The organism is Pedobacter sp. MC2016-05 (genome assembly GCF_026239735.1).
Classification (GTDB): Bacteria; Bacteroidota; Bacteroidia; order Sphingobacteriales; family Sphingobacteriaceae; genus Pedobacter.
This window is the reverse complement of the sequence record NZ_JAPIVT010000015.1, coordinates 67,938-91,320: the sequence shown is the minus strand read 5'-3', so window position 1 is coordinate 91,320 and position 23,383 is coordinate 67,938. Positions and strand designations below refer to the sequence as shown.

At 37.4% G+C, this 23,383-nt stretch carries 17 protein-coding genes, 1 tRNA gene and 1 riboswitch; of the genes, 8 read left to right on the top strand and 10 right to left on the bottom strand.

Annotated elements, in window-relative coordinates; translation table 11 throughout:
* Positions 1 to 21: 21 nt before the first annotated feature.
* The 3 genes from OQZ33_RS17440 to OQZ33_RS17430 form a co-directional block, all read right to left on the bottom strand.
* Positions 22 to 645 carry a histidine phosphatase family protein gene (locus tag OQZ33_RS17440; protein ID WP_265800461.1) on the bottom strand — a complete coding sequence of 208 codons (624 nt, stop codon included), beginning with the start codon at positions 643 to 645 and terminating at the stop codon, positions 22 to 24.
* A gap of 87 nt (positions 646 to 732) precedes the next feature.
* Complete coding sequence (gene mqnE / locus OQZ33_RS17435) at positions 733 to 1,926, bottom strand: aminofutalosine synthase MqnE (RefSeq protein WP_265800460.1); 1,194 nt, start codon at positions 1,924 to 1,926, stop codon at positions 733 to 735.
* A 201-nt stretch (positions 1,927 to 2,127) separates the two neighbouring features.
* Entirely contained in the window at positions 2,128 to 2,622 is a 495-nt protein-coding gene (locus OQZ33_RS17430; RefSeq protein ID WP_265800459.1) for a hypothetical protein, read from the bottom strand.
* Between the two features lie 123 nt (positions 2,623 to 2,745).
* On the opposite strand from OQZ33_RS17430, the gene OQZ33_RS17425 reads away from it, so the two are divergent.
* Positions 2,746 to 3,861, top strand: a complete 1,116-nt coding sequence (locus OQZ33_RS17425) for a trans-sulfuration enzyme family protein (protein WP_265800458.1) — start codon at positions 2,746 to 2,748, stop codon at positions 3,859 to 3,861.
* 227 nt (positions 3,862 to 4,088) lie between these two features.
* Here OQZ33_RS17425 and OQZ33_RS17420 read toward each other — a convergent pair whose 3' ends face one another.
* Complete coding sequence (locus tag OQZ33_RS17420) at positions 4,089 to 5,096, bottom strand: hypothetical protein (protein ID WP_265800456.1); 1,008 nt, start codon at positions 5,094 to 5,096, stop codon at positions 4,089 to 4,091.
* A gap of 192 nt (positions 5,097 to 5,288) precedes the next feature.
* Positions 5,289 to 5,399, top strand: a riboswitch (SAM riboswitch).
* A gap of 293 nt (positions 5,400 to 5,692) precedes the next feature.
* Between OQZ33_RS17420 and OQZ33_RS17415 the strand changes: the two genes are divergently transcribed.
* The 3 genes from OQZ33_RS17415 (at position 5,693) to OQZ33_RS17405 (ending at position 9,568) form a co-directional block, all read left to right on the top strand.
* Positions 5,693 to 7,024 (top strand): O-acetylhomoserine aminocarboxypropyltransferase/cysteine synthase family protein, encoded by a 1,332-nt coding sequence (locus tag OQZ33_RS17415; RefSeq protein ID WP_265800514.1) that lies wholly within the window; start codon positions 5,693 to 5,695, stop codon positions 7,022 to 7,024.
* Positions 7,025 to 7,059: 35 nt separating this feature from the next.
* Positions 7,060 to 8,118 (top strand): homoserine O-acetyltransferase family protein, encoded by a 1,059-nt coding sequence (locus OQZ33_RS17410; RefSeq protein ID WP_265800455.1) that lies wholly within the window; start codon positions 7,060 to 7,062, stop codon positions 8,116 to 8,118.
* Between the two features lie 205 nt (positions 8,119 to 8,323).
* Positions 8,324 to 9,568 carry a homoserine dehydrogenase gene (locus OQZ33_RS17405; protein WP_265800454.1) on the top strand — a complete coding sequence of 415 codons (1,245 nt, stop codon included), beginning with the start codon at positions 8,324 to 8,326 and terminating at the stop codon, positions 9,566 to 9,568.
* A gap of 91 nt (positions 9,569 to 9,659) precedes the next feature.
* Here OQZ33_RS17405 and OQZ33_RS17400 read toward each other — a convergent pair whose 3' ends face one another.
* Complete coding sequence (locus OQZ33_RS17400; protein ID WP_265800453.1) at positions 9,660 to 10,430, bottom strand: queuosine precursor transporter; 771 nt, start codon at positions 10,428 to 10,430, stop codon at positions 9,660 to 9,662.
* Between the two features lie 145 nt (positions 10,431 to 10,575).
* Between OQZ33_RS17400 and OQZ33_RS17395 the strand changes: the two genes are divergently transcribed.
* A complete protein-coding gene (locus tag OQZ33_RS17395; protein ID WP_265800452.1) occupies positions 10,576 to 11,802 on the top strand; it encodes a multidrug effflux MFS transporter in 1,227 nt (408 codons plus the stop codon).
* A 10-nt stretch (positions 11,803 to 11,812) separates the two neighbouring features.
* On the opposite strand, the gene OQZ33_RS17390 is transcribed toward OQZ33_RS17395, so the two are convergent.
* The 4 genes from OQZ33_RS17390 to rpsO form a co-directional block, all read right to left on the bottom strand.
* A complete protein-coding gene (locus OQZ33_RS17390) occupies positions 11,813 to 14,239 on the bottom strand; it encodes a TonB-dependent receptor (RefSeq protein ID WP_265800451.1) in 2,427 nt (808 codons plus the stop codon).
* Between the two features lie 173 nt (positions 14,240 to 14,412).
* Positions 14,413 to 15,084, bottom strand: coding sequence for a ribulose-phosphate 3-epimerase (gene rpe / locus OQZ33_RS17385; RefSeq protein ID WP_265800448.1), 672 nt, complete (start codon positions 15,082 to 15,084; stop codon positions 14,413 to 14,415).
* Between the two features lie 107 nt (positions 15,085 to 15,191).
* Positions 15,192 to 17,327 (bottom strand): polyribonucleotide nucleotidyltransferase, encoded by a 2,136-nt coding sequence (gene pnp / locus OQZ33_RS17380; protein WP_265800447.1) that lies wholly within the window; start codon positions 17,325 to 17,327, stop codon positions 15,192 to 15,194.
* A 176-nt stretch (positions 17,328 to 17,503) separates the two neighbouring features.
* Positions 17,504 to 17,788, bottom strand: a complete 285-nt coding sequence (gene rpsO, locus OQZ33_RS17375; protein WP_025146265.1) for a 30S ribosomal protein S15 — start codon at positions 17,786 to 17,788, stop codon at positions 17,504 to 17,506.
* Between the two features lie 1,040 nt (positions 17,789 to 18,828).
* Between rpsO and OQZ33_RS17370 the strand changes: the two genes are divergently transcribed.
* Together OQZ33_RS17370 and OQZ33_RS17365 are read left to right on the top strand one after the other, a co-directional pair.
* Positions 18,829 to 19,248, top strand: a complete 420-nt coding sequence (locus OQZ33_RS17370; RefSeq protein WP_265800446.1) for an acyl-CoA thioesterase — start codon at positions 18,829 to 18,831, stop codon at positions 19,246 to 19,248.
* A 685-nt stretch (positions 19,249 to 19,933) separates the two neighbouring features.
* The gene (locus OQZ33_RS17365) at positions 19,934 to 21,358 is read left to right on the top strand and encodes an MATE family efflux transporter (protein ID WP_265800445.1); all 1,425 of its coding nucleotides are present in this window, start codon (positions 19,934 to 19,936) and stop codon (positions 21,356 to 21,358) included.
* Positions 21,359 to 21,460: 102 nt separating this feature from the next.
* Here the strand turns inward: OQZ33_RS17365 and OQZ33_RS17360 are convergent, their stop codons facing one another.
* Complete coding sequence (locus OQZ33_RS17360) at positions 21,461 to 22,765, bottom strand: sugar MFS transporter (protein ID WP_265800444.1); 1,305 nt, start codon at positions 22,763 to 22,765, stop codon at positions 21,461 to 21,463.
* A gap of 381 nt (positions 22,766 to 23,146) precedes the next feature.
* On the opposite strand from OQZ33_RS17360, the gene OQZ33_RS17355 reads away from it, so the two are divergent.
* A tRNA-Lys gene (locus OQZ33_RS17355) sits at positions 23,147 to 23,219 on the top strand.
* The last annotated feature ends 164 nt before the right edge of the window (positions 23,220 to 23,383 follow it).

Sequence of the window (23,383 nt, the reverse complement as noted above, 5' to 3'; positions counted from 1 at the left end):
ACGCGTTTGGCGTTAAGCAGGTTACCCAATCACTAAACCATCCAAATGAATGGCACTATTAAATTCAAGAACGGTAAACTTTCCATCTTCAAATCCCATTTTATACAAAACCGTATTTTGATGCGGAAACTCTGTCATTTCGCTTAGCGGTTTATCAAGAAGAAGGCAAAGAAACACACGCATTGCCCTGCCATGCATACAAAGTAAAACGGTTTCTTCTTCAGGCCGTGTGGATAGCACTTCCATCGGTTGTTTCAAGCGTTCGTAAACATCCTGCACACTTTCGCCACCTTCAAAATGGGCAGCGTAATTACCGTCTTCCCATGCTTGCAACATTTCACGAAAAGCATCTCTAGAATCTTCCGTATTCGGCTTGCCTTCCCAAACTCCCCAAGCTAATTCATCTAAACCAGAAAGTTTTTCCCACGGTAATCCGGCATCAATAAATTTTTGAACGGTTTGCCAGGTACGTTTTAATTCAGAAGTATAAATTTTATCGAAAGGAATATCCTTATATTTTTGATAAAAAGCCTCAGCCTGTGCCCTTCCTGTATCGTTTAAGTCTGAATTTATACCTCTGCCTTGTACTATTCCCTGTCTGTTAAGTTCTGTTTCGCCGTGGCGGATAATATAAATACTCTTCATTTTTTAAATTTATTGAATGATTAATTTTTGAATTAAACTGAGCGTATCGCCATAATTCACTTATTCTGTCATTCACTCATTCTATCATTAATTTACGACTGGCAACTTATAATAAGCTGGTTTCTTTTCTTCTTCAAAAACAACATTTTCGAAGTCGGTAACTACGTTATATAAGGTATCACGTTCTATAGCTCTACGCCCAACCTGCTTAATCAATTCTACTAATTCGCGGGTACTCATTGCAGGGGTTTGCTCCTCAGCACCAGCCATAGAATAAATTTTTGTAGTGTCATCTAAGGTTCCATCAATATCATCGACACCATAATTTAACGACAGTTGGGCCGTTTCGCGACTAATCATTGCCCAATAAGCTTTGATATGGTCAAAATTATCCATGTAAATACGGGCGATGGCATAATTCCTCAAATCTTCTATCACTGAAGATTCGGCTACATTGCTCATTTGATTGTGTTGGTTCCTGAATTTTAGAGGAATAAAGGTTTGAAAACCGCCAGTTCTATCCTGCAAATCACGGAGTTTTTCCATGTGGTCAACACGGTGTTTAAACTCTTCTACATGGCCATAAAGCATCGTTGCATTACTTCTCATCCCTAATTTATGCCATTCTTCATGTATAGCCAGCCATTGTTCGCCTGTACACTTATCTTTAGCAATTTGCTCTCGTATTTCAGGATGAAAAATCTCGGCACCACCGCCTGGCATAGATTGTAAACCAGCATCTTTCATCAGCTTCATGCCCGTAGCATAATCAATCTTCGCTTTTTTGAAAATATAGTGGTACTCAACAGGCGTTAACGCTTTAACGTGTAAATCAGGACGATGCGCTCTAATTGCAGTAAATAATGCAGAGTAAAAAGCCACATCATATTGAGGCAAAACACCTCCAACAATATGCACTTCGGTTACCGGTTCATCATCATACTTTTTTACAATATCAAGCATTTGCTCCATCGTTAAGGCCCAGCCTTCTTCCTTTTGCTTTATTAAACGGGAATAAGAACAAAACTTACAATCGTAAACACAAAGATTTGTGGGCTCTAAATGGAAATTGCGATTGAAATAAGTCTTGTCACCATGCTTTTCCTCACGGATGAAGTTTGCCAAAACACCCAAATAACCTAATTCTGCATGCTCGTAAAGATAAACGCCTTCATCAAAAGTAATACGTTCTTTATGGAGAACTTTATGTGCTATGTTTTGTAGTTCAGTTGATAATGAAGTATCAGCTAATATTTTTTCAACTTGCTCAGTTGTATTCATTCCTGATTTATTTTGCACAAAAGTACAATATTGGGTCGATTTGAAAATCATTTTGTTGTAACAAACGAATAGTTCACTGGCCGATTGGTTAATTAGTCATTAGGTTAGGCGCCATACTAATGAACTATTGAACAAAGTAACTAAACAAAAAAAGCACCTCTTTTTAGAAGTGCTCTTCGCATTATTTGGCAAGTAGATGAATTATCTTGCCGCAGGTACGAAAGTTAAAATGATGTTTGCTGTTTTACCACCAAACTCAATAGGAGATTTCATAACCATTTGTGTGCTCGAAAGTTCCGTTAAAACTAAACGGTAACCTTCTGTAACGTTTTTAGCTTTATCGCCTTCGTATATTTTCTTAAATTGAAAAGTTTCTTCTTTTGGGGCAGCCGACCAGAAAATAGTCTGCATTACCGAACCACATGTACTTGATGCAGGTAAAGTATAAGAACCGTTACCGCTGTTTGTTAAATTCCAGGTACTACCTTGGAAACACTTATATGATTTTTCTCCGAATAAACCCTGAACAGCGCCATCAGGTAAACCCTCTAAGGCAACATTGCTTACCACCCACTCGCGAACAACTGTACCTCTGCTACCCGTTACACCTGCTGTTACTCTTTTCGCCGTATTACAACTTTGTAACATTATTAAGGTAGAACATGCTATTGCGATAGCTATAAATAATCTTTTCATTTCAGTTTAAATTAATTTTCGCGAAACTGATTACATAAATCTTGCCAAAACAATTACGAACCTTAAATTAGCGCCAAATTATTAAATTGCGTTGCGATTAACTTGCATAAAAATCATATCATCATGAAGCCAGAAACCCTTGCTATTCACGCCTCTAATCTTATTAAAAATGCTACTGGCGATGTTACGCCGCCCATAAATTTATCAACAACTTTTTTTCGTGATGAGCATGGAGGTTATCCGGGTGGACACATGTATAGTCGCGTGAGCAACCCAAACAGGTCTGCTTTAGAAAACACTGTAGCTAAATTAGAATACGGAGAAGATGCGGCGGCTTTTGCTTCTGGAAATAATTGTGGAATGAGTTTGTTCCAGGCATTAAAACCTGGTAGCCATATTATCGCTCCTGATGATATGTATTGGGGAATAAAAAAGCAGCTTCTAACCATATTTAACGAAGTTTTAGAATTCGATTTTGTTGACCAAACAGATTTGGAATTAATTAAATCGAGTATAAAATCAAACACCAAATTAATCTGGATTGAAACACCATCAAACCCATTATTAAAGATTACAGACATCGAAGAAATTGGGAAAATTGCAAAGCAAAACAACATTACTTTCGCTTGCGATAGCACCTTCGCCTCTCCTGTTTTACAGAATCCAATTTTATTAGGGGCTGATATTGTGATGCATAGCAGCACCAAATATTTGGGTGGCCACAGCGATGTTTTAGGTGGAATTTTGGTAACCGCCAAAAAAGACGAGCTTTGGGAAAGAATCAAAAACATACAGCAAACCGGTGGGGCGGTCCCTTCGCCGTTTGATTGTTACCTACTCTGTAGAAGTATAAAAACCTTGGCTTACCGCATGAAAGGTCATTGCGAAAACGGGAAACTAGTTGCGCAATATTTGGTTAATCATCCAAAGGTAGAGGCAGTCTTCTTCCCTGGACTAGAAACGCACCCTCAACACGAAATTGCAAAAAAACAAATGAAAGATTTTGGCGGAATGATGTCGTTCCTAGTTAAAAGTGATGTGGAAGAAACTAGCAGAGTGGTTAATAAAGTAAAGTTATTTGCGCAGGCAACGAGCTTAGGTGGTGTAGAAAGTTTAATTGAACACCGTTATTCAGTTGAGGGGCCAGACAGTAAAACCCCAAAAAATCTTTTAAGAATTTCCGTTGGCTTGGAGCACGTGGATGATATTATTGCTGATTTAGAACAAGCATTGGGGTAATTTAGCCCGTCATTGCGAGGCACGAAGCAATCTTAAACTATGGGTTATAGCAAATGACATAAGATTGCTTATTGCCTCTCACATACGAACGCCAGAAAAGGGCATGCGGACAATCCTTTGTTATTAAACACGATTGTAGCGGCAGCCCCCAGATTTTTTCATCGGGGCTAGAGCAAAAAGCGGGGCTGCAAATCGATAAGAATTACAATCCCGCTCATTTTCAAAATCTATTTAGGATTACAAACCGTTACCAATTTTGCGGAGTAATTTGCGTTTAATGGCTCATTTGTTTGTGCCAATCGCTGAGAACCTGTATTAGCAGGACAAGCAATATCGCCTGCAGCATCATAAACAATTTTGTTTCCATTCGCCAGCAATTCTTTCGGCACATAAACCTGAACTTTAGTAACCGAATAACCAGATGGAAAATAGCGAACGTAATAACCATCAGGGTGTTTGGTCCAAATCCCACTTGGCACATCGGCTCTTGGTGGTGCCATACCTGCAATAATGGCGTATTTTTCCATATCGGCATAGGTATAGTTGCCAGAAGAAACCAGTTGACGGATATTGTTTTCAGCCTCGAAAACCGCTTTAATTCCTGAGGGAAGCTGATCTTTAGCTTTTTCCATCACATCGAAAGGTAAAATACCTAAGGCACCGCCTTCCAGTTGGGTTAATTGTTTCGGTGTTAAAAGTTTCAATGCTGTTAGCTTTACTGTTCCTGCATAATCTGCAAATTTTGTTCTGGCAATAATCGTCCAAAGCAAAATCTGAATATCATGCTGTTCCACCTCTGGATGTTTCTCGGCGCTCTTTAAAATTGAAACCACAATCTCTTCTTTCGGACCTAAAACAGGCGCAAACATGTAGCCATCCCCTTTCGAGGGCGCAAAAGTTCCAGCTTTTAAACAGTAGCTCTTATTCGTCATTTCATAAAAACCCTCACATAAAACGAAACCTCCATCGGGGTTTTTAGGCAATAAATATAGCGGCTGAAATTTTGCCTTGGCATTAAAATCTGGCATTTTTTCACCCTCCCGGTTTACATCTTCAAATGCTGTAGTAATGGCAGCGGGTTGCTTTAAAAATTTATCAACACCAAGAGCTTTAGCACCTTGAGCAGTTCCAACTTTTAATAGTTTGTCTTTTAATCCCCCGAATTGTGCTTGAGCTGTTAATCCTGATATTGCAATTAGTAGTACCAAGGAAATAGATTTTATTTTTTTCATCATGATTAGATAGGTATCACAAACATAAAATTTTTAAGGTTAAGTTCATTTTATGATTTCAAACTAAAAATACGAAATTGATTTACAAGTACTTGATAAATTATCAGAATTTAATTTTGTTGTTTCGAAATTAATTCAGACATTTGAAATATTATTTGGTAGACAACTAAATAAAAGTCAATCTTTAATCGGATTGATTTATAAAGAAGTGGCGAGAGACTGGCTCCGTGACCCACTGGCAACCCTCAGAAAGAGAAGGTGCCAATTCCTGACCAAGTAACAGGGTGTTATTTGGAGATATAAATTAGAACTGATGAAAATATTAAATCTTCAATCGCAAAGCGAACTTAGGCTAAACCTCAAAAAGGTAGAAAATTCTTCTATTTTATTGATTTGTTGTGATATGCAGGCGATTACTTGTATGTGCTGTTGCATACAGTAATTTAAAAATCTTCCTCCTTTGTTTCTTTTTCAAATTGGAAGGTCCCGATAGATCGGGATACGCCCTACAAAATTATCTTGATTTATGGTGATAAAATTTTATAACCATAAGCTTGAAATCAATATTCAACATTCATTTAATCACTCATTTAGAAATTATGTCAACTTCATATAAATTTGAAACACTACAGTTACACGCTGGCCAAGAAATAGACCCAACCACAGGATCAAGAGCAGTTCCAATTTACCAAACTACCTCTTATGGATTTAAAAATGCCGAACATGGTGCTAATCTTTTCGCATTAAAAGAATTTGGCAATATCTATACGCGTTTAATGAACCCAACGACTGACGTTTTTGAAAAAAGAATCGCGGCATTGGAAGGTGGAGTTGCAGCTTTAGCCACAGCATCTGGTCAGGCGGCGCAGTTTATTGCATTGCATAATATTTTAGAGGCGGGAGATAGCATTATTTCCTCATCACATATTTACGGCGGAACTTACAATCAATTTAAGGTGGCTTTCAAGCGCCTAGGTATCCATGTAGATTTTGCAAGTCCAGATGTGCCAGAAGAGTTCGAGCAAAAGATAACAGAGAAAACAAAAGCTATCTATTTAGAAACGATTGGAAATCCTGCTTTCAGCATTCCTGACTTTGAGAAGATTGCAGCAATAGCGAAGAAATACGATCTTCCTTTTATAGTGGACAATACTTTTGGTGCAGGAGGATATTTATTTAAACCTTTGGAACAGGGCGCTAATATCGTGGTAGAATCGGCAACAAAATGGATTGGCGGACATGGAACCAGCATCGGAGGCGTAATTGTTGATGGTGGAAATTATAATTGGGGCAATGGAAAATTCCCTCAGTTCACCGAACCATCTGAAGGTTATCATGGATTGGTTTTTAATGATGTTTTTGGCATCGCTGGACCATTTGGTAACATTCAATTCATTATTCGTGCTCGGGTTGAGGGTTTAAGAGATTTGGGTCCTGCCCTTTCGCCTTTCAATTCATTCCTTTTATTGCAAGGTTTAGAAACTTTATCCCTTCGTGTACAACGCCATGTTGATAATGCTTTGGAGTTGGCCACCTGGTTAGAAAATCATCCGCTTGTTAAAGAAGTTCATTATCCAGGTTTAGCGAGCAGTAAATATAACAATTTGGCAAAAAAATACTTAAGCAATGGTTTTGGCGGTGTGTTATCTTTCGAGTTAAACGGCACAAAGGAAAACGCGACTCAAGTTATCGATAATTTAAAGCTGGTTTCTCACCTGGCAAATGTCGGCGATGCCAAAACTTTAATTATTCAGCCATCAGCAACTACACACCAACAATTAAGTGAAGCAGAGCAATTAGCAGCAGGTGTAAAACCAAATGCGTTGAGGGTTTCAGTAGGTATCGAGCATATCGACGATATCAAAGCAGATTTTGAGCAGGCATTTGCTACGATCAGCGCCCAAGCAACTGCTGAAAGTTTACAAGCTTAAACCAGATTTTAGTTACCGCATTTTACAATCTTATAATGAGCACGTCATCAACATATAGTTATCCTAAACAATTCAAACTAGAAAACGGAAAGAAAATCCGCAACCTGCAAATCGCTTATCAAACTTATGGAAAGTTAAATGCCAATAAAGACAATGTAATTTGGGTTTGTCATGCTTTAACCGCGAATGCCGATGTTTTCGAGTGGTGGGAAGGTTTATTTGGGCAAAATGCTTTGTTTAATCCGGAAGAACATTATATCGTTTGTGCGAATGTTTTGGGTTCGAACTACGGAACAACCAATCCTTTAAGTACTAATCCTGTAAACGGCTTACCTTATTATCTATCTTTCCCGCAATTTACTATCCGCGATTTTGTATCTGCTCACCAACTATTGGCCGATCATTTAGGAATTGGAAACATCAAATTATTAATTGGCGGTTCTCTAGGCGGTCAGCAGGCAGTAGAATGGGGAATAATTGAGGCGAACAGAATTGAAAATCTTATTTTGGTCGCTACAAATGCAGTTCATTCTCCGTGGGGAATTGCTTTTAATGAAAGTCAGCGTTTGGCGATTACCACCGATAGAACTTTTTACGCCAACCAGCCAGATGGGGGTAGTAAAGGACTTAAAACGGCTCGTAGCATTGCGCTTTTAAGCTATAGAACTTACCATGCCTATGGGAATACGCAAGTAGAAAGCGTAAACGATAAAACGGATAATTTTAGGGCTTCATCATACCAAAATTATCAGGGAGAGAAATTGATAAACCGTTTTAATGCTTATAGTTATTATTATTTAACTAAAGCGATGGATAGCCACAATGTTGGTCGCAACCGTAAATCAATTGCAGAGGCTTTGAAACTGATTAAAGCAAATACTTTGGTTATTGGAATTGAAAATGACTTCCTGTTCCCAATTTCAGAGCAGAAATTTTTAGCTGATCATATTAACGATGCGGAATTTGCCTCCATTCATTCTGAATATGGTCATGATGGCTTCCTGATTGAAACAAATGCATTAACAAATATCATCGGAAATTTCATTAAAGAGAGCAGAAACAAAAAGATTATCAAGCTGCAGCATACAGCCTAATCAGGTGGAAGCATGAACGGCGAAAGGTTTGAGGCAAAACCCAAGGTTAAAAACATAGAAATAGTTAACCAGCCACGGAAAACTAGGGTACCTAATTCAGTGTAAATCCGAGTTTCCGTGGCGAAAAATATTAAAAACAATTGATAGCAAACACTCAAGCGTTCTGTCATGATGCTTGATCTGCTACTTGATACGATAAAACATCATGAGCAAGAATTTAAAAATAGGATTATTTGGTTTCGGAGTTGTTGGACAAGGTTTATTGGACATCATCCAAAGCCAAAACCTCAACCTTGAAATCATTAAAATAGCGATTAAAGACCCAAGAAAGAAACGTACCCTCAATAAAGAACTATTTACAACGGATAAAAATGATATTCTGAATAATTCCGAAATCAACACGATTGTAGAGTTGATAAATGATGCTGATGCGGCTTACGAAATTGTGACTGCGGCATTAAAAAATGGTAAAAACGTCGTTTCAGCAAATAAAAAGATGATCGCTACGCACTTGAAGGAGTTAGTAGATCTACAACAGCAACATGGAACATCGCTACTTTACGAAGGCGCAGTTTGTGGAAGTATTCCAATCATCCGAAACCTGGAAGAATACTATGATAATGAACTTTTCCATGCCCTGAGCGGAATTTTCAATGGTTCGTCGAATTATATTCTATCGAAAATTTTTAACGAAAATCAGAGTTATGATTCTGCACTAAAAGAAGCGCAAGACTTAGGTTTTGCAGAAACTGACCCGATTCTGGATGTTGGTGGATACGACCCAAAATACAAATTAGCCATTGCAACAGCACATGCTTACGGCCTGTTCGTAAATCCTGATGCGATATTGAACATTGGTATTCAAAACCTGTCTCATTACGACATTAAATATGCCCGTGAAAAAAACTTCAAAATTAAACTGGTTCCAACAGCGAGAAAAGTAAACACAAAAGATATTGTAACCTACGTATTGCCAAAATTGGTTGCTAAAGACGATTTCTTATATAATGTAGAGAATGAATACAATGCGGTAACGGTTCAAGCGGCTTTTGCTGATAAGCAATTTTTCTTTGGCAAAGGTGCAGGTGGCCACCCAACAGGTGCTGCCGTACTTTCTGATATTGCTGCCCTACGTTACGATTATCGCTATGAGTACAAAAAATATCACTCAGAAAATGGTGTAAAACATACTGAAGATATTTTACTGGAAATTTATTTGCGTTATGCTGATGAAGATTTAATCAGTTTACTGGAATTCGATAATATTAGCGAGCGTTATTCTGCCAGTGAGTACAAATACGTAATCGGGACGGTTAAATTGGAAAATTTAATAAGTAATCGTGATCTTCTACTAGATAAAAATGTTTTTGTGGCCTATACGGGTAGGCAGATTTACAAACAGGAACAGGTTGCTGCAGATGTCTTCGCACAGGAACTAGTGTCGATATAAGAAATTTTTAAGGTTAATTTTTTTATTTGTTTTGTTGTTAAGTATAAAGGTCGGAGCGATTCCGACCTTTTGCGTTATCTCGATTTAACCTTTATCCTCTACCAGCCATTTCAGTTAGCTTTCTGGCTAAATCTTTCCCTAAATAACCATCAATTATGGTATGAACGATATAAAGAATGGGCGTCATTAAAATAGCGACTATAAATTTGTAAGTATAATTAACCAAACCAATTGCGGCAACCATTTGCCAGCTATAGTGATACTGAGGGTTTAAATAAAATGCAATAAAAATTACTACAAAACTATCAATCAGCTGAGAAACCAAAGTTGAGCCGGTAGCTCGTAACCATAGCGACTTCTCTCCGGTTATCTTTTTTATCCGATGGAATATTAAAACATCGGCGAGCTGCCCCACAATAAAAGCAATGATCGAGCCCACGATAATCCACATGCCTTGGCCGAAAATACCAGCGAAGGCGTTATTCATATTCAAATCTTCACCGTTTATATTTTGATGAACCCAAAAATCGGCTGCGCTTAAATGCATAGAGCCCCAAACTACTAAAAATGCAAAAGCTATCAATACAGAAGTTAAAATAGATAGAAACCGCACTTGCTTTACGCCGAAATATTCGTTGATGATATCGGTCATGATAAAAATGATTGGCCAGGTAAGCACTCCCGCCGACATTACAAACGAAAGGTTAGGCACACCAAATAAATTGATATCAAATTTTTTGAAACCCAGTGTTTCTTCAACACTAAATAATTTTACGCCGATAAATTCTGATAATATTGCATTCGCCACAAAAAAACTTCCCAGAACGAGAAGTAAGCGGCTTTCTTTAGTTTTAAAAGTCATAGCGTATAAATCTAAAGATAAATCGAATGAGATTTAGTTTTTAAGTAGTAATTTTTTCCAAGACTTTTACACTCATTCGACCTTAAAAATAGGTTTGCAAAAATAATCTACCAATCTTTGCGACTTCAAAAAAATCGGAATATTCATGGCTAAGAAACAGCACTTTTATCTTATATTAATTTTAGGCTCCTTGGCGGCACTTGGCCCCTTTTCAATTGACATGTACTTGCCAGGTTTTGTCGATATTGCGAACGATTTAAAAAGCACCGAATCTACAGTTGCATTATCGCTATCTAGTTTCTTTATCGGAATTTCTGCAGGTCAGCTACTTTATGGCCCTTTGCTGGATAAATACGGACGGAAAAAACCGCTTTTTTTTGGACTGGCTCTGTATATCTTGTCCTCATTTTTATGCTTAGCCGTTACCGATGTAAATCAACTAATTGTTTTGCGTTTTATACAAGCTATTGGCAGTTGCGCTACGGCAGTAGCTTCAGTAGCAATGGTTCGCGATTTGTTTTCTGTTGAAGAGAGTCCGAAAGTGTTTGCATCGCTGATGTTAGTGATCGCCGTTTCACCAATGCTTGCCCCAACTGCTGGCGGCTATTTGATATCCGCATTAGGTTGGAAATATGTTTTCGTATTTTTAGGCTTTATGGCTATAATAATATTGCTGGCCTCCATTTTCAAACTTCCCGAAAGCTATAAACCTGATCCAAATTATTCCTTAAAGCCGAAACCCATTTTAAAAAGCTTCTTGACGGTTTTAAAAGAGCCGCAATTTTCCACTTATGCAATCATCAGCTCAATTACATTTTCGGGCCTATTTGCTTATGTATCATCATCGCCACAGGTTTTCATGAAGATTTACGCTGTTAGCAAAACTGGTTATGGGTGGATCTTTGCACTGCTTTCTGTAGCCTTCATTGGTTCGAGCCAACTAAACAGTTTATGTTTACGTTGGTTAACCAGCAAAAAAATTGTTATGATAGCGCTTTTAGCTCAATGTGTATTCAGTTTAATATTCTTGATTTTTGCTTTAAACGATTGGTTAAATTTATATTCAACCATTGGTTTTATAGCTTTATTCCTATGTTGCTTGGGCTTTATCAATCCAAATGCAGCAGCGTTATCATTAGCGCCATTCAGCAAAAATGCGGGAAGTGCATCTGCACTTATGGGCGCTTTGCAAATGGGTCTTGGCGCACTAGCTTCTGTAATGGTGAGTTTATTTAGCGAGCACTCGGTTATCCCTATGCCTTTGGTGATGACCGCTGCAGCATTTATTGCGTTAATCTGCTTACTCATTGGAAAACGGTTTATCAAAACTGAAATTCAGGCATCAGAAAACACAGCAGTTGTTGCGCATTAGGCCTCGCAACTTATGGATTGTTTTTCAACTTCACGATTAACTTCAGGTTAAACTGCCTGCCGGTTAAATAATTTGGAATTGCGTACTGCACATTATCCACGTCTTTCAACCACAGATACGATACAGTATTATCGATGTTCAACATATTAAATACCTCGAAGAAAAGCATGACAGAGCTGAAGTTTTTATCCAGAAACCTCGGCTTGTGAATCGCCGCATCGTCGAGGAGATCTTTGGAGAAACCAATATCAACCCGCTTATAAGATGGAACATAAAACTTATCCAAATAACGCGGCGTTTGCGATGGACCAATTGGCAACCGAGAGCCGTAAAGGGCGTTTAGGTGGACTTTGTAGGTTGGACTATTTAACAGTTTATCCTGAAAGAAGATAGAAAAGTTTAGTCTCTGATCGGTTGGGCGTTTTAAGAAACCTGGATAAATCGTTTCTCCATTTTGAATATAGCTATCTCCGATAAGATCTTCATTGGCATGCATCACCGACATACGGAAATAAGAAACCAGATCTTTTACAAACTCGCCGCCAATACTAAAATCAGCACCATATGCATAACCCCGTGAAACTTCGTTGGCCAAGTATTTAATACGCAGATTGTCGATTTTGTATGGTATTAATCTATCCGAATATTTGAAATATGCTTCAGAAGTGAACTTTAACCGCGTTCCAAAAGCATCGAAAGCATAATCGTAACCTACAGATGTGTTATAAGAACTTTGTGCCTTTTGGTTGATATTCAGCTGGCCTGTAAAATCGCGAATGGTTCGGTACGATGGCGGCTGCTTGTAAACCCCAGCTGTAAACCTTAAAATTTTATTATTTGAGTTGGGGCGATAAGCAATCAATAACCTCGGACTAATCAACAGTTGTTTACTTAATGAACTATAGGTTGCACGGGCACCAAGCTGAAGTTCTGCATAATTTGAAAGCGAATAACTATCCTGGATATAAGCACTATAATTTTTAATGTCGATGTTATTCTCTACGTTGATGACATTTTGTAATTCGATGTTTTTTGAACGATTAGATAAAATATATCCTGCAGAATCAATATAGTTGTATTCATTTAAGCGATCATCATATTTAGATTTGTCAAACTTCAATCCCCAGGAAAAAACGTGGTTATCGAAATTTTGATCCACTTTAATTTCTGAGGCAAAAACCTGGGTATTCAAGCTATTGCGACCATAATTGTAATAACTTCCAATCCCTTTGTTTTTAGTAACTGGACCGAAATTTTCTACAGGGAAAGTATTGTCAACTTCATCAAAAATATAACTTCCATCTATATCAAATCGTTCCCTTTCTATAGTATTGAAGTAGCTATTTATGAACTTAATCACCAGATTGGGTTTGGGAGAATAAGTTGCCGTAACCGCTGTTCCTAAAGTTTGATAGTCATCAATTTCCTGCCCGGTATAATCAACATCCAGACGAAGTGTGGTATTTAACGACCCAAATTGAGTTTCGCGGTTAGTAGGCTCCAGTTTAAACTGGCCTAAATTCAGATTCCCCAAAACATTTATGTTAAATTTTGATGAGAAATCGTACTGGTACATTAACTGTGCGTCGGCAAAATTAGGATTGTAACTACCCTTTTCATCTTGTTTAATCAGTACACTTGAATTATTTTTATACCGTAAACCAGCCAGCAAAAAGCTATGCTTAAAAATCCGCTTTGCTGTTAAAGAAGTGTTTAGAAGACTTGTACTTAAAATGGTTTGGTTACTATCAGGCTTATCGTATCTAATATCCAAGACAGACGAAAGTTTATTGCCATATTTTGCCTCAAAACCACCTGCTGAAAATTTTGCCTTGCTAACCAGTTCTGAATTTATAAAACTAAGCCCCTCCTGTTGACCGTTGCGAATTAAAACGGGTCGGTTTATTTCAACATCATTAATATAAATGAGATTTTCATCGAAATTTCCACCTCTAACACTGTATTGTGCGCTTAATTCATTGTTTGTTGAAACGCCAGGCAGAGTTTTAAGCATGGTTTCGAAGTTTCCTGAAACCAAAGGCATGGAAGCAATATCTGCAATATTAATTGTGGTGGTATTGCTCAGCTGATTTTGTTTATTAGTGATGTTTACTTGTTCTAACTCATTAATATTGGCAACTAACTTTACTGTTTGAGCAATTCTAGCACCCGAACGTTCATTAAACTTCAAGGTTTGTGGCCGGTATCCGAGCAAGGAATATTTGATACTAAATGTTCGTGATTTCGAATAGATGGTATAGATGCCAAGTTCATCGGTTACGGTAGATTGCGCCTGGCCTAAAACGATAACGGTAACTTGCGACAATGGCAACTTTTCTTCGTTGTAAACTATCCCCGAAATCCTAACCTGCGGCTGAGCAATAGCTAAACTGCAACCAGCAATTAAAAGGAAAAGAAATAGCTGAAATTTGAGCATTGGTTAGCGTAGAGATTTTGGTTAATTTTTACCACAGATGCATACAGAATTTTGTTGCCACGGAAACACGGATTGACACGGAATTAACTTTCAGTGATTTCAGTGTTTCTGTGCCCGATGGTTTGTTTTTACATCTTTATCTGCGTTCATCCTTTTTATCTGTGGTTAAAATTTTAAATACTGATACCAGTGGTTGTTAAACTTTTCATTTTAGAAATCATTTCAGTTGGGTTTCCATCTGCAAAAATGGCGTTTCCAGCGACAAAAGCATTAGCACCAGCCGCAACTAATGATGCCAGATTGGATAATCCTACGCCGCCATCAACTTCTATAATCAATTCCTCATTTACCCCTTGAATTAAACGTTTTAAATCCTGAATTTTCTTATAAGTATTGTGTATAAATGCCTGTCCGCCAAAACCTGGATTTACGGACATGATCAACACTAGATCTAAGTCTTCAATTACATCTTGTAATAAGTTCATTGGCGTATGCGGGTTTAAAGCTACACCAGCTTTGCATCCTGATGCTTTAATAAGCTGAATAGTTCTATGCAAATGAGTGCAAGCTTCATAGTGAACAGTAATTCTATCTGCACCAGCTTTCGCAAACTCAGGAATAAATTTGTCAGGGTTAACAATCATTAAATGAACATCCAAAGGTTTTGTTGCATGTTTTTTAACAGCTGCCATAACAGGGAAACCAAAAGAAATATTGGGCACAAAAACACCATCCATCACATCAACATGAAACCAATCGGCTTCACTTTGATTTATCATTTCGAGATCGCGTTGTAAATTGCCAAAATCGGCAGAAAGTATGGATGGGGCAATGATGTATTTCATAGGATAAAGATATAGAATTAGCAATAAACAAAAAACCCTTTCAGCCGAAACTGAAAGGGTGAATAATATTTATCCTTCGACAAGCTCAGGATGACAACAAACTCTATCTACGCTTGTGGCGCAGCTGGCTTTTCTGGCCTTGGCAATAAAACTTTACGAGAAAGTTTCATTTTACCTTGCTTATCGATGTCTAATAATTTAACCTCGATTTTATCACCTTCTTTTAATACACCGTCCATCGTTTCTAAACGTTCCCATGAAATTTCAGAGATGTGTAATAAACCATCCTTACCTGGCATAACCTCAACAAATGCACCAAATGGCATAATGGATTTTACTTTACCTTGGTAAACTTCACCAATTTCTGGCTTAGCTACGATGTTACGGATACGGGTTACAGCAGCATCAATTGCAGCTTTATTATCAGCAAAAATTTCAACGATACCTCTACCATCAACTTCTTCGATAGAGATTGAAGCGCCAGTTTCCCGTTGCATTTCTTGGATAATTTTACCTCCAGGGCCGATAATTGCACCGATGAATTCTTTCTCAATAGTGATCGAAACGATACGTGGAGCATGTGGCTTCATATCTTCATTAGGCTGAGCAATCGTTTTCCTCATCTCGTTTAAGATGTGTAAACGACCTTCTTTAGCTTGTAATAAAGCTTTAGTTAATACTTCGTACGATAAGCCATTGATTTTTAAATCCATTTGACAAGCAACAATACCATTTTCTGTACCCGTTACTTTAAAATCCATATCGCCTAAGTGATCTTCATCACCTAAAATATCAGAAAGAATTGCATATTTACCAGTCTTCTCATCAGTAATTAAACCCATTGCGATCCCAGAAACCGGCGATTTAATTTTGATACCAGCATCCATTAATGCTAGCGTACCAGCGCAAACAGTTGCCATTGATGATGAACCGTTAGATTCTAAAATATCAGAAACAATACGGATAGTATATGGATTAGCTTCACCTTGAGGTAAAACTTTTTTCAACGACCGCTGTGCTAAAGCACCGTGACCAATTTCGCGGCGACCAGCACCTCTGTTCGGTCTAACCTCTCCAGTTGAGAAACCAGGGAAGTTATAGTGCAATAAGAATTTTTGGTAACCATTAAAGAAAGCACCATCAATCATCTGCTCATCATCTTTGCTACCTAAAGTAACTGATGTTAACGATTGAGTTTCGCCACGTGTAAATACAGCCGAACCGTGAGCAGCAGGTAAATAACCAACTTCACTCCAAATTGGACGAATTTCAGTAGTCTTACGACCATCCAAACGAATACCTTCATCTAACAAAAGATTTCTGATGGCATCATACTGAACATCATGATAATAATGTTTAGCCATTGCCTTAGTTAAATCTGCAGTATCTTCTGGCATTGCCTCGAAAAATTCATTAATAATTGCAGTGAAACCAACTTTACGCTCATCTTTGTTCGAACCAGATTTCGCAACTGCGTAAACTTTATTATAAGTATCAGCATAAACCTTGGCTTTCAAATCAGCATCATGGTCTTCATGGCTATATTCGCGTTTTACAGTTTTACCAGTAGCCTCAGTTAACTCAACCTGAATTGCACATTGAACTTTAATTGCATCATGTGCAAATTTTAAAGCCTCAACCATTTCATCTTCTTGAATTTCATCACATTCGCCTTCAACCATTCCAATATCGTTAGCCGAACCAGCAACCATAAATTCTAAAGTTGCACGCTCTAAATCGCTAGCATATGGATTGATTACCAATTTGCCATCAATTTTGGCAACACGTACTTCAGAAATAGGACCGTTAAAAGGAATATCAGAAACTGATAAAGCCGCAGATGCTGCTAAACCAGCTAAACAATCCGGCATTATATTTTTATCAGCAGAAATTAATGAAATCATCACCTGTGTATCAGAGTGATAATCAGAAGGGAACATTGGGCGTAAAGCTCTGTCAACCAAACGAGATATTAAAACCTCGTAATCAGATAATCTTGCCTCGCGGCGTAAAAAGCCACCTGGAATACGACCAGTAGCTGCATATTTCTCTTGATAATCAACCGATAAAGGTAAAAAATCAGTACCTGGTTTAGCGCCAACCGTAGATACAACTGTTGCTAACAACATCGTATCGCCCATTTTTACCACCACCGAACCATCAGCTTGCTTAGCCAATTTCCCTGTTTCGATTTCTACAATTCTGCCATCGCCCAAATCGAACGATTTTTTTATTACATTCATTTAAATAGAATTATGGTGTGTTTTCCTCTTTCTACACACCGTTGTTTATATATGTTTTTGTTTTTGCAAACGAAGATAAGATTAAAACACCTATCTATAATAAATCCCGTTAAAATATTTAACAGGAAACGTAAAAAGCCATTCTCTAAAGAATGGCTTTCGTTGATAAAATTCGCTTATTTTTGTTTGATGATATCACGAAGCGATAAAGCTTTAATGATAGCACGGTAGCGCTCAATATCTTTTTTGTATAGGTAAGCCAAAATACCGCGGCGTTTACCTACTAATTTTTGAAGTGACAACTGAGTAGAGAAATCTTTACGATTTTTCTTTAAGTGTTCTGTTAAGTGCGCAATACGGTATGTAAATAACGCTACTTGACCTTCAGCAGAACCAGTGTTGGTTTCTACTTCGCCGTGTTGTTTAAAGATTTCGGCTTTCTTTTCTGGACTTAAATACATTTCTTGAATAATATTAAAGCAATAAAAATTAATTAATTGTTCCAAAAGGATTCCTTTGGAATGCCGCAAAGATAAAGCTATTTTTGATAACTAGCAAGTGTAATTACAAGATAGTTAAACGGCTCATTTACTGGGTTTAGAATTTGGAAAGAAGATTGCAGTTTTAATCGGTTGCTACACTCCCGCCCTCGCTGCAATCTTTTTGCCTATAGTACTCCTTTTGTCGTCTTTGCGAGGAGGAACGACGAAGCAATCTCATTCAGCAAGTGTTGCAAAAAGTATTTCCGCTAAGTCGGGTTTAGGGAACTTAAGGTCTGCCTGTTATTCCAAGCTTATATTGCTTTAACTTTTTATTAGTTATTTTAACTTCAGAAAACTGAAATAATTTTTTTTTCAAGAATAATATCTACACTAGTTTTATTCTTAAGTGAACTAATAAGATAACTCTTATCTTTAAATCCAATGCTGGAAAAAGTAAGAGAATCATTAAGTAGTGAATCTGGAATTAAAATACTAAATCTTCCATCATCCATACTTACAGTTCCAACTTGCCCCTTTTCATCCCAATATTCGCATATGGAATCGTTTCACTTTGTTTATTCTTAACTTTTCCCGATATAATGGATTGAGCAAAAGAAGAAGAATTTAAAATAAGTGTGATAGAAGTTAAAACAAGCGAGAGGTTTTTCTTCATTTCACTAAAAAACACATTTAAGTATGTATAAACAAAACTTTAACAACATTTAACAGCTCTAACTAGTAGTACTTATTATCTATAAGATTTGATTTACGAATCAAAATCCCTTTTCCTTGAGGGGCTTTGAGAGGTTTTCCTCCATTCATTAAAACAGCTAACTTATTAAGTTTAACCAATTCAAAAAATCTGTCTTCTGCTGAAAGAGATAAAAATTTAACTTCACGATTTCTTCCCTAGCAACATCCGAATGATATATTTTCAATCGACCCATAATTTAAAATTACACAAAAACTTAAAATGCATCTAATATTAAAAACCCTATTTTTGCACAAAACAATTACCCTTGGAAAAGAATCAATTTAGCATTTTCGAAAGCGAGCTACGTGTGCGTCCTGATGATATAGACATGTTTAACCATGTGCACAACAGCAAATATCTGGATTATGTATTGGCCGCCCGTTACGAGCAAATGGAAAAATTCTATAATATGCCTTGGGAACATTTCACCAAGCAGAGTTTAGGTTGGGTGGTGAGTCATGTGGATATTAATTTCAAACGTCCGCTTTTAATGAACGATCTGATGTTAATACGAACAGGCATTTTAACCATGCATGATAAAGGTTGTTCTGTTCAGTTTGAAATCATCAACAAAAAAACTGGCAAAGTTGCTTCTGACGGGATCTTCGATTATGTGTTAATTGATTTAAACACCAGCCGCGGAACGAAAGTGACAGAAGAAATGATTAAGGCTTATAGTATATAGATTAGATTAACGAGCGATCTTGCTGAGAGGTTAGCGTTTTAGAAATACACGGCTAAACCGATGATAATTTTTAATATTGCTCTCATTCTGAGAATGACCTGAAAATTGTCGTAATTGCGAGGCACGAAGCAATCTCCTTTAATAAAAAAATATTACAAATGACATTGTGCCAAAGGCATTCCTCTGGAGCTTCAATCGATCAAGAATCGGGATCGCCTGCCTGCCGCAAGGCAAGCAAAGACGTAAAGTAAAAACTTCAATGATATGCACGAAAAATCCGCAACCTAGTTTTTCTGTCCTAAAATATTGTTCACTTTTTCCGTGGGTAAATTGGTGTTTGGATTTTATCGCTTCGAGATTTTTCAATGTATTCAGAATGACAACCCCACAGACATCTCGCATTGCTTCACTTATTCAGCATGCGAATAAAATGTTTAAATAAAATTCCATGCTCTTCCGTGTTTCCGCGGCAAACAAATTAATCAATCTGCTAAATATCAGTCATCAAAAATTGACAATTCAAAAATTTATTTATATTTGAGCTATCAAAAAGAACAGAACCATGATAGTATCTTCAATCCGTTTTAGGTTTTAAATAACCGAGGATTCCCTCCCATTTCAATTTAAGATTTGTGCAGCTAGCTGCCTATCTTTTGGTTTATTCATCATAATTTACTTTATATATATGTCACAGTCAGTAAAGACACAGGGCAAACTATCATCTTTTTTTGATGTACTTGTACAATCATTAAAAGGCCACGAAGTTGATTTAACTTCAATCAGTATAAAACGAGCAATAATTCTATTAGCCATTCCAATGATGTTGGAAATGGCCATGGAATCAGTATTTGCTTTAGTCGATTTATATTTTGTAGGCCATTTAGAAAACAGTAGCCACGCCATACAAACCGTAGGCTTAACTGAGTCGGTTTTAACCATTATTTATTCATTAGCCATTGGTTTAAGTATGGCTGCAACAGCCGTTGTTGCCAGAAGAATTGGGGAGAAAAACCCAGAAGCAGCGGCGAAAGCTGGTATGCAAACTATTGTGATAGCAGTAGCAGTTAACATTTTAATCAGCATTGCTGGATTAATTTATGCCGGAGATATCCTTCTATTAATGGGCGCTTCAATAGAAACTGCAAACCACGGAACCACTTTCGTCCGCATTATGATGGGCGGAAGTGTTATCATTGTTTTATTATTTTTAATCAACGGAATTTTTAGAGGTGCGGGCAATGCAGCAATCGCGATGCGAAGTTTATGGATTGCGAACATTGCAAATATCATCCTTTGCCCTATTTTTATCAATGGATTCGGACCAGTTCCAGCATTTGGGTTAACAGGAGCAGCAATTGCAACAACAATCGGACGTGGATTGGGCGTTTGTTACCAGGTTTACAATTTATTCAACGGAAAAAATGCTTTAAAAATCCGGATCAGTCAATTCCTTCCTGATTTAGAGCAGATCAAAGCCATTGTTAAAATTGCTGCTCCAGCCATCTTTCAATTCGTAATTGCCAGTTGTAGTTGGGTATTTTTAGCCGAATTAGTTGCAACAACTGGTGGCGATGAAGGTTCTGCAGGCTATCAAACTGCATTAAGATTAATGATGTTTTTCATGCTTCCGGCCTGGGGGTTAAGTAATGCTGCTGCAACTTTGGTTGGACAGAATTTGGGTGCCGGACATATTGATAGAGCGGAAAAATCTGTTTTCCAAACGTTAAAATACATCATCATTTTCATGGCTGTGGTAAGTGTTGTATTTTTAACCTGTGGCCATTTATTTTCTTCCTTCTTTACATCCGATGTAAAAGTGATTGAAATTGCAAGTCGTGCTTTGAAAATATTAAGTATTGGTTTTGTTATTTATGGAGCTGCTATGGTATTTAGTAGTGCTTTTAACGGTGCAGGCGATACCTGGACGCCAACCAAAATCAACATATTCGCTTTCTGGCTGTTCCAGATTCCTTTGGCTTACTTTCTGGCTAAGTATTTAGAAATGGGTCCAACGGGCGTTTTCATTGCCATTCCAACGGCCGAAGCAGGAATCGCTTTAGCGGCTTTCATCTTGTTCAAGAAAGGTAAATGGAAGAAAACGATGTTGTAATGGTATCGAAACTTCAAATATTTACATCGGTTGACAAAAACGTAAACCTTAAAGGTTGCGAAGAATTTACCTGGCTAACAGATACTTGTGCCAGGTAAATTCTTATTTATGTTTAAACCCAACTTTGTGACCTTTAATCGCAAAGTATATAATGTACAGATATGCTGGAAGCATAGCAAATAAAAATGCGTGTTGAAAGTCGATATGCAACTTATCTTTTAAAAAGCCATAAACCAAAGGCCAAATTGCGCCACCTGCAATTCCCATAATCATAATGGCAGATCCGGTCTTGGTGAACTTACCTAACCCCTTAATTCCCAACGGAAAAATAGCTGGCCACATTAGAGAATTTGCCAATCCTAATAAAGCAACGGAATAATAAGAAACATATCCAGTTGTGAAAACCGAAACAATAGTTAATAGCACACCCGAAAGCGCACAAATTCTTAATGCCATTTGCTGTGATACAAAACGAGGAATAGTGGCTATCCCTAATACGTAACCCACAAGCATACATATTAGAGTAAAAGAAGTCGAGAAACGCAGCAAATCGGCGTCTATATGTAATTCACGACCATAAGTATTTATAATATCGCCGGCCATAACTTCTACGGCTACGCAACTGAATATGGCCAAAGCACCTAAAAATAAATGTGGATATTGGAAAATACTGGTTTTAGCAACAATTGGCGTCATCAACTCATCATTTACTAAAACTTCGTCATCGTCTTCTGCATTAATTTCAGGCAAATGCACAAATTTAATAAGGACTGCGAAGAGCACAAATACCACCGCTAAAACAATGTAAGGGGTATGAACCCGATGTAGAAGTTCATCTAAAATTGCATTCTTGGCATTCATATCTATGGTTGTTTCTAATTTTGCGGTAACCTCCTTTGCATTGTCTAGAAATAAAATACCGAAAATGATGGGTACCATAACACCTGCGCCCTTGTTACATAAACCTGCAATTGAGATACGAGCTGCTGCACTATCGATGGGGCCAATAATACTTAAATAAGGGTTTACAGCAGTTTGTAAGAGTGCCATCGCAGACCCCTGAACAAATATTCCTGCTAAAAACAGGCTAAAACTTCTATTATCGGCAGCCGGGATAAATATTAAAGAACCAACTCCCAAAATTACCATACCCAATACCAATCCATTTTTAAAGCCTATCTTTTTTAAAATCCATGAACTTGGTAACGCTAGGAAAAAGTAAGCGATGTAGGATGCAAATGTTACAAAGAATGCCTGTAAATCAGTTTTTAGGTTGAGTGCTAATTTCAAAAATGGGATTAAAGTTCCATTAGCCCAGGTTACAAAGCCAAAAATAAAAAACAGGGCACAACAAATTATCATGGGTAATAGTGCCGTTTTCTTTTGCGGTTTAGAGGGATTGATCATTTTTTATAGTTGTTAAAGTTGGTTTGTTTAGTTGATAGGACCAAACTAAGCAATTTAACTATAACTTTTCAACTCAAACGTTTGCGTGATTTTCAGTATTGATTCTGTTGAGTGTCTATGTTCTAACTGTTAGATAACCCTTTATGTCAATTAAACCAATAAATTCCGATGGTTGACAACCAAACTATTAAAAATGACCATCACGGTTAATTTATTACTATTTTAAATTGAGGTTTCAGTTCAAAATTGTGAGCACGAATAATTAATTGCCTTATAAATCAATACAGTAGCACTTTTTCAATATTTTTATTTGCATGAGATATATGGTAACCCTATATTTGCATCACTTTAAAGGAAACGGACAACGTTTTTAATAAAGAAGATTCCGTAGCTCAGCTGGTAGAGCATTACACTTTTAATGTAGTGGTCCTGGGTTCGAATCCCAGCGGGATCACAAAATCAATGTCAAAAACGCTAAAAACCTGCAAATCAAACATTTGCAGGTTTTTGTTTTTTACGGAAATTCCATTTTATGCATCGTTTAAGCGTGTTTTGGAATAGTCTGGTGAGTAATCTGGTGAGTTGAGCTAAATTTTAAATTTACTCTCCAGAACGGCT

Bases quoted from the DNA above. Each gene is read 5' to 3' on its own strand.
- OQZ33_RS17440 (WP_265800461.1), bottom strand. From the start codon at position 645: ATGAAGAGTATTTATATTATCCGCCACGGCGAAACAGAACTTAACAGA.
- mqnE (WP_265800460.1), bottom strand. From the start codon at position 1,926: ATGAATACAACTGAGCAAGTTGAAAAAATATTAGCTGATACTTCATTA.
- OQZ33_RS17430 (WP_265800459.1), bottom strand. From the start codon at position 2,622: ATGAAAAGATTATTTATAGCTATCGCAATAGCATGTTCTACCTTAATA.
- OQZ33_RS17425 (WP_265800458.1), top strand. From the start codon at position 2,746: ATGAAGCCAGAAACCCTTGCTATTCACGCCTCTAATCTTATTAAAAAT.
- OQZ33_RS17420 (WP_265800456.1), bottom strand. From the start codon at position 5,096: ATGATGAAAAAAATAAAATCTATTTCCTTGGTACTACTAATTGCAATA.
- OQZ33_RS17415 (WP_265800514.1), top strand. From the start codon at position 5,693: ATGTCAACTTCATATAAATTTGAAACACTACAGTTACACGCTGGCCAA.
- OQZ33_RS17410 (WP_265800455.1), top strand. From the start codon at position 7,060: ATGAGCACGTCATCAACATATAGTTATCCTAAACAATTCAAACTAGAA.
- OQZ33_RS17405 (WP_265800454.1), top strand. From the start codon at position 8,324: ATGAGCAAGAATTTAAAAATAGGATTATTTGGTTTCGGAGTTGTTGGA.
- OQZ33_RS17400 (WP_265800453.1), bottom strand. From the start codon at position 10,430: ATGACTTTTAAAACTAAAGAAAGCCGCTTACTTCTCGTTCTGGGAAGT.
- OQZ33_RS17395 (WP_265800452.1), top strand. From the start codon at position 10,576: ATGGCTAAGAAACAGCACTTTTATCTTATATTAATTTTAGGCTCCTTG.
- OQZ33_RS17390 (WP_265800451.1), bottom strand. From the start codon at position 14,239: ATGCTCAAATTTCAGCTATTTCTTTTCCTTTTAATTGCTGGTTGCAGT.
- rpe (WP_265800448.1), bottom strand. From the start codon at position 15,084: ATGAAATACATCATTGCCCCATCCATACTTTCTGCCGATTTTGGCAAT.
- pnp (WP_265800447.1), bottom strand. From the start codon at position 17,327: ATGAATGTAATAAAAAAATCGTTCGATTTGGGCGATGGCAGAATTGTA.
- rpsO (WP_025146265.1), bottom strand. From the start codon at position 17,788: ATGTATTTAAGTCCAGAAAAGAAAGCCGAAATCTTTAAACAACACGGC.
- OQZ33_RS17365 (WP_265800445.1), top strand. From the start codon at position 19,934: ATGTCACAGTCAGTAAAGACACAGGGCAAACTATCATCTTTTTTTGAT.
- OQZ33_RS17360 (WP_265800444.1), bottom strand. From the start codon at position 22,765: ATGATCAATCCCTCTAAACCGCAAAAGAAAACGGCACTATTACCCATG.